This is a genomic window from Corynebacterium macginleyi (assembly GCF_003688935.1).
In the GTDB taxonomy this organism is placed as follows: Bacteria; Actinomycetota; Actinomycetes; order Mycobacteriales; family Mycobacteriaceae; genus Corynebacterium; species Corynebacterium macginleyi.
Genome location: NZ_REGE01000039.1, coordinates 1 through 3,279 on the forward strand (window position 1 = coordinate 1; position 3,279 = coordinate 3,279).

Below are 3,279 nucleotides of genomic sequence, written 5' to 3' on the forward strand. Positions count from 1 at the left end.
AGGCTCCACCAAAGCCTGGGATATCGAACCCCGGTCGAGGTGGAAACCGAATTTTGGAAGAAGACCCCGCAACAGGGAATAATAGAAATCAAGGCAAATGCCTAGGAACAAAACTCGGGGCACTTCATATTGGTGCGAGAATCACAACCATCTTTGATGATGAACATGGTCTTTACGGCGCTAAACGCATCGCTGCGAGCTTTAAGGAGGACATGGCGTTTACCCCGGTTAATCACAAGATAGTCGCACGAATTATCAAAAGCCATGGGCCTTCAAGGGCTTTACCAAGCGGCGCCGATGTACCACCACTAGGCGTCAGCCTGGCCACCGTGTCATGCCGGATTTGCTAGGCCCGTAAATTTAGCGCCAGCGCGCCGAACCGTGTTTATGTTGGCGACATGTATCTACCTGCCGTGCAAGGGAGGCACAAACATGTACTTAGCCACAGTCATTGACACTTCATTCACGCAAACGTGCAGGATATGACATTCGCAGACCACATGCGTGTCTCACTGGTCATCGATGCTCTATCCCGCGCACATGGTGTGCGTGGCAGTCTTGACGGGGCCATTTTTCATTGACGATCACAGCAGTGTGTATACCTCGCAAGCGTTTAGGAGCTATTGCTCGTCGTTGGGTGTGCGCCAGTCTATGACAGCGGTAGGAACGAGTGCTGATAATGCCCTAGCGGAATCGTTTAACGCCACTTTAAAGCGGGAAGTGCTGCGTGATAGGAAAGTTTTTGACGATCCGATGACCTGCCGGCAGGACGTCTTCCGGTGGTGCACGCGCTTATAACACGCGCCGGCGGCACTCCTGGTGCAACCTTGTAGCCCCTGATGTCTTTGAAGCCGAGACTTCAGCTACGTGGACCAAAGCAGCATAGCTAGCCCCCGATGTGTCCGCTTTTCGGGGGTCGGGCCCGAAGCAGTGAAGTACCTAGCTAAGCAAGACGTCAAGAAAAATGCTGCTACTCTGGCTGGCATGTTCGCGTACTGGGGTTGGCAGTGCCGAGGTAGCTGGTAAATCCTTAGCATCGGAAACAGAACAAGAAGGGCGTAGGCATGGAAGCTGTAGGAAAAATCCTGTTCAGGTGGATTATCATGATCCTGATCATCGGAGCGTACGTTGTATTCCGGGACGTCATAGGATGGGATGAGAGTCTAGACTGGTCGCGGTTTGCAGACTTCGCTGCACTAGGAACCCTTGGTCTTTTCATTCTGGCCGTCTACTCGCACAAAAAGACAGACTAATCTAATCTCACTGTAAGATTAGGGTTGAGTAACAGGAAGTGAGGCTTTTTCAGGATAACTTCTGCTAGGAACATAAAAATCGGGTCTGAATAAAAGACTGCACATTATTCAGGCGAATTTTCGTTCCATACCCCGGAACGGCACTTACAGGTGCTAGCAAGTTGTTGATCTTGTTGTCCAGTGGCGACCAACAGACACAATGCCCAATATCTGCTGGGCAAATGAAGAAAACGGCACTACTGAAGTGTCCCGGGTTTTATTCTGTTTGAGTAGATGGGAAAATCTGGAACACTTCAGGGACTTGACCGAGGGTTAGTACCGCGCTCGGGTGAAAGCCCAGGCCAGGCGGTTTTACCTGTGGCCGTGATGTGTGTACTACCTGTGTTGCCAGGAAAGTGTGCGGGCTTGTGCTTACAAAGCTGATAAGCAACGGTGCTTGCTGAGTGCCAACGCCGCGCACGCAGCCAGCGACATGTCCTGGACACGTGTGGGCACTAGACTTCCTGTTCGATAGTAACTTTCAGAACAAAGCCTTCACGATCTGCAACGCGATCGACGAGAACACCGGTGAGCACGGTGGTTTCGAGGTCGGGTGGTCAATTACTGCTACTGCGGTGATTGACCTGCTGGAGAACGTGAGTTGCTGTACGTGGCAGGGCCTGGGTTTGTTTGCGTATGGATAACGCCCCGGAGTTCATCAGGCGTGAGCTGGCTTACTAGGCAGCTGAGCATGATACTGCCGAGGCGTTCATCCCATCGGGAACTTTTCGACATAACGGGTTTGTGGAGTCCTTCCACAACCAGCCCAGGTGACGAGCTGTGAGAGGACGATATGTTCGACGTCCCCGCCCATGCGTCGCGTTGCCTGCGCCAGCAGTCGAAACGCTGTAATACCTAACATCTACATTCGAGCCTAGGGTTTATCTCGCCGACTGAGCCGCCTAACCAATGGAGCCAAACCCAGGAAGACGCCCACATCGTCCGGTCGTAAAAACCGGCCCGGCCCAGACGGAACAAAACCTGGAAAAATTAATGCCCGAGTTAATGAAATAAATTCGATAAAATACCAAAATTTTAATAAAAATAACGCCTATCTTTATTCAGGAAGTATAGCAGAAATACTCCTGAAGTTACCGCTATTATTTTTCCTAAATTAATTCCGTTCATCGCCACCCCGGCTGCGACCATGAGTATGGCAGTTAAAACCGCGATACGAAAGATGGCAAGCGCTTTCCTATTGCTGTTATCTGACACATCCATCACCATAGTTGAAAACAGGCAGCGGCAGCACCCATTCCACCTGCCCCGAGTGCAGCGTAGGCACCAGCGCATGCTGCACATACTACCTTAGAAATCGGTTCCGGACCAGCACAGGAGCCACCACATGCCCCAGCAATCACGTAGCCCAGTGGTCCGCCGATTCCCGCAACGCCAGAAGAAAACCCGTAACTTTTCCTATTCCACGTTCTTTGCGACTTTTTTGTGCAATCTATTCCGATTGTTCGCGAATCTTCACGATCTCAGCCTCGAATTCACTGTCAGTTATGTATTCGACATCGAGATTCTTAGTCCGCTTCAAGCCTCCATTTAGCCATTGGTCGACCGCGAAATTGCCATACTCGCCCTCGCGAAACGGACCTGACCCCCATTGCAACTAAGTGCGCTTTTTACCTTTTCTACGTCCCTATCATATACGCTTTGGTCGGTCACCGGACGGGTTCGATCCGGTGCGTTCTCTTCGACACAGTCAGGGCAACATCCATCTGATTCTGGATTCTGAGGGAACGCTTGTGCGGTGCCGTTTGCTGACAGGAAGTGAAGTGTTCAGGGTTTTGTTCTGTTTGAGTAGATGGGAAAATCTGGAACATGCCAAGAAAAATTTTGACCAGGATGCAAAGGACCGCGTGGTCCGTCTCGTGGAAGACCGCATCGTGGCGGAAAACATGTCAATGCACCCCGCGTGCCAGGCAGTAGCTCCAAAGCTGGGGGTTTCATGGCACACAGCTCGTCAATGGACTTAAGCCCG

4 protein-coding genes are annotated in these 3,279 nt (G+C 51.4%); 3 read left to right on the top strand and 1 reads right to left on the bottom strand.

All coding sequences use genetic code 11. The features are described 5' to 3' along the window. Positions 1-350: helix-turn-helix domain-containing protein (locus tag D9V82_RS11775; RefSeq protein ID WP_147446212.1), on the top strand; the 350-nt coding region annotated here is incomplete at its 5' end. A 199-nt stretch (positions 351-549) separates the two neighbouring features. Next, the gene (locus tag D9V82_RS11780) at positions 550-798 is read left to right on the top strand and encodes an integrase core domain-containing protein (RefSeq protein WP_167449826.1); all 249 of its coding nucleotides are present in this window, start codon (positions 550-552) and stop codon (positions 796-798) included. Positions 799-2,327: 1,529 nt separating this feature from the next. Here the strand turns inward: D9V82_RS11780 and D9V82_RS11795 are convergent. Further along, positions 2,328-2,507, bottom strand: coding sequence for a hypothetical protein (locus D9V82_RS11795; RefSeq protein WP_244208161.1), 180 nt, complete (start codon positions 2,505-2,507; stop codon positions 2,328-2,330). Between the two features lie 587 nt (positions 2,508-3,094). Between D9V82_RS11795 and D9V82_RS11800 the strand changes: the two genes are divergently transcribed. Next, complete coding sequence (locus D9V82_RS11800; protein ID WP_121912524.1) at positions 3,095-3,274, top strand: hypothetical protein; 180 nt, start codon at positions 3,095-3,097, stop codon at positions 3,272-3,274. Positions 3,275-3,279 lie beyond the last annotated feature (5 nt).